The sequence below is a fragment of the Mycobacteriales bacterium genome (assembly GCA_036497565.1).
GTDB lineage: Bacteria > Actinomycetota > Actinomycetes > Mycobacteriales > QHCD01 > DASXJE01.
Map to the genome: position 1 here is coordinate 1 of DASXJE010000087.1, position 2,726 is coordinate 2,726.

Below are 2,726 nucleotides of genomic sequence, written 5' to 3' on the forward strand. Positions count from 1 at the left end.
GGCGTGCGCACGATCGGTTCGAACGCGCTCCTCCTTGACCTCGCGACGGCTGATTCCCCGCTGGCGGCGCTCCGGGTGAAACCCGAGACACCAGCAACCACCGAAGACCCCGTCGTTGCGCTCGAGCAGGTCCGCGAAGGAATCCCACGTGGAGGCGTCGAGGGGTCGAGTCGTGTACGACGACGTCGACTCGACACGCGACTTCGGCGCCATCTCAGGACTCCGCAGCCGCGGCAAGGAGCCGGGCGAGTTCGGTCGGCTTGGTGACCATGGGCCAGTGGCCCGAGTCGATGTCGACGTAGTCGAGGTGCTTGGCCGTGGGGAGTTCGGCGACGTCCCCGCCCTCGATCCATTCCAGAGCATCGGCGGGCGTGTACTCGGGGCACACGAGCACCACCGGAACGTCGAAGCGTCGCTCGTCCGCGTAATGCACCACGCCCTTGGTCACCCCTTCGGGAACGGGGATGGCCGCGGACGCGAAACGACCCCTGGCCTCCTCGTCGAGATCGGCCGAGTCGGGCCCTTCGAATGGGCCCCAGCCCGGGAAGGGCATCGCGCCGTCCTTCGTCTGGAAGAGATCGGCGTAGGTGGCTCCGTCGGCAGACGGGAAGCCGCCGATCATGGCGACCCTGGCGACCTTCTCCGGCCGCGCGTCGGCGGCCACCCAAGCCAAGGTGCAGGCGGCGGAATGCCCTACCACCAGGGGCTTTTCGGGCGCTAAGTCTACGGCGGCGAGCACCGCTACCACCTGGTCGTCGAACGTGGCCGACGAAGACCCGTCACCCTGCCCCGGAAGGGTGAGCGGCACGGCGTGGTGGCCGAGTTCCTCGAGCGCGGGCACCACATCGGCCCACGCGGATCCGTCGAGCCACAGTCCGGCAATGAGCACGATCTCCACGGTTGATCCTCTTTCTCCAGTGCGGTGAGATCACGCTAGGACATATTCCGGACGTTCCGCTTCCGGTTCATTGGGGTGGTCACCTAGTCTGCTCGGGTGCCGACCGATCTCAGCCCCACCGCACGGGCCCTTCGTGCCCTCGAGATCCTCCAGACCCGCCCCGGCACGACGGCCGACGAACTCGCCACGAGGTTGGGCGTCACGGAGCGGGCCGCGCGTCGGTACGTCGGGATCCTCCGCGAGGCGGGCATCCCGGTCCAGTCGGCCCGGGGCCCTCATGGTGGGTACCGGCTCGGGCGCGGAACGAGGCTGCCTCCGGTCGTCTTCACCGAGGCCGAGGCCCTTGACCTGGTCATGGCGGCGCTGGATCGCCAGCCGGCCGCGGCCGACGCCGACGACCTCGTCAGTTCTGCGCTGGGCAAGGTCATCCGGGCTCTGCCCGAGAACGTTGGTCGGCAAGCGGCGGTGCTGCGCGAGCACGCGTCGGCCGCGCCGGATCATTACTCCGCCCGTCCGGATCCGGCCACCACCAGCGCACTTGTCGCGGCCATCGCGGCCAGGCATCGAGTACTGGTCACGTATCGGAGCGAGTCCGGCAACGAGTGGGAGATCGAGCTGGCCCCCTGGGCAGTCGTCGTCCGTTACGGGCGTTGGTACCTCCTGTGTCACGTCCCGCGGGCGGACGCGATCCGCACGTTCCGGGTCGACCGGGTCCGCGCGGTCCAGCAGACGACGCACCGTTTCGAGCCGCCAGACGACCTCGACCCGGTGGTCACGCTGGAGGAGAACCTCGGTACCGGCTGGGAGTTCGCCACCCGCGTCGTGTTCGACGTTCCCGTGGCCGAGGTGGCGCCGTGGATCCGGCCTCCCATGGGACGCCTTGAATCCTGTGCGGATGGCTGCGTACTCGTCGGCAGCACCAGCAATCCGACGATGTATGCGCAGGAGTGGCTGGCGAGCGTGCCGTTCGGATTCCGCGTCGAAGGCGGGCAAGAACTGCGTGCCGCGGTCGCGACGCTCGCTTCACGCTTCGCCGCCGCCCTGGTGGACCAGGTCTGACGGGTAATCCGGTTGCCAGCGCAAACCGGCGCGTGTCTTACTCCGGCGTGCGCTTCGATCCGATGAACAGCTTCGGCGAGGACGTCGCCGCCAGCTACGACGACACGTTGCGTGGTGACGAGGCCGAGACGGTCGACTGCCTGCGGCAACTCGCCGGCGACGGGCCCGTCCTCGAACTCGCGATCGGCACCGGACGCATCGGCCTCCCGCTCGCCGCGACCGGGGTGCGCGTCGACGGCATCGAACAGTCGGCGGCGATGATCGCGAGACTTCGCGGCAAGCCCGGCGGTGACCAGATCGAGGTGACGCCGGGCGACATGGCCGAGGTGCCGGTCCCGGGCACCTACCGGCTCATCTACCTCGTCTTCAACACCCTGTTCAACCTGCTGACCCAGGACGATCAGGTGCGCTGCTTCCAGAACGTCGCCCGACATCTCACCGACGACGGCGTCTTCCTCGTCGAGGCCGCCGTGCCGGACCCGATGTACGCCGTACGCGACCAGTACGTCGACGCCGAAGCGGTGGCGACCGACCACGTCACGCTCGACGTCGGCCGCTACGACCGCGCCACCCAGCTACTCGACGAATGCCATGTGACATTGGCTGCTGACGGCATCCGGCTGTCCCCCATCGTCACGCGTTTCGTGTGGCCGAGCGAGATGGATCTGATGGCGCGGATCGCCGGGCTGCGCCTGCACTCACGTTCGGGCGGATGGCAGCGCGAGCCCTTTGACGCCAGGAGTGTCCGACACGTGTCCGTCTACGGTCG

The 2,726-nt window shown here is 68.7% G+C and carries 4 protein-coding genes; 2 read left to right on the forward strand and 2 right to left on the reverse strand.

Features of this window, described 5'->3' with window-relative positions:
* Together VGH85_07820 and VGH85_07825 are read right to left on the reverse strand one after the other, a co-directional pair.
* The coding region (locus tag VGH85_07820) for a hypothetical protein (GenBank protein HEY2173705.1) at window positions 1-213 on the reverse strand (213 nt) is incomplete at its 3' end.
* A gap of 1 nt (window position 214) precedes the next feature.
* Window positions 215-898, reverse strand: a complete 684-nt coding sequence (locus tag VGH85_07825) for an alpha/beta fold hydrolase (protein HEY2173706.1) — start codon at window positions 896-898, stop codon at window positions 215-217.
* A gap of 96 nt (window positions 899-994) precedes the next feature.
* Here VGH85_07825 and VGH85_07830 point away from each other — a divergent pair, with 96 nt between their 5' ends.
* Both VGH85_07830 and VGH85_07835 read left to right on the forward strand, forming a co-directional pair.
* The gene (locus VGH85_07830) at window positions 995-1,957 is read left to right on the forward strand and encodes a WYL domain-containing protein (protein ID HEY2173707.1); all 963 of its coding nucleotides are present in this window, start codon (window positions 995-997) and stop codon (window positions 1,955-1,957) included.
* 62 nt (window positions 1,958-2,019) lie between these two features.
* A partial coding sequence (locus VGH85_07835; protein HEY2173708.1) for a methyltransferase domain-containing protein occupies window positions 2,020-2,726 on the forward strand: 707 nt, incomplete at its 3' end.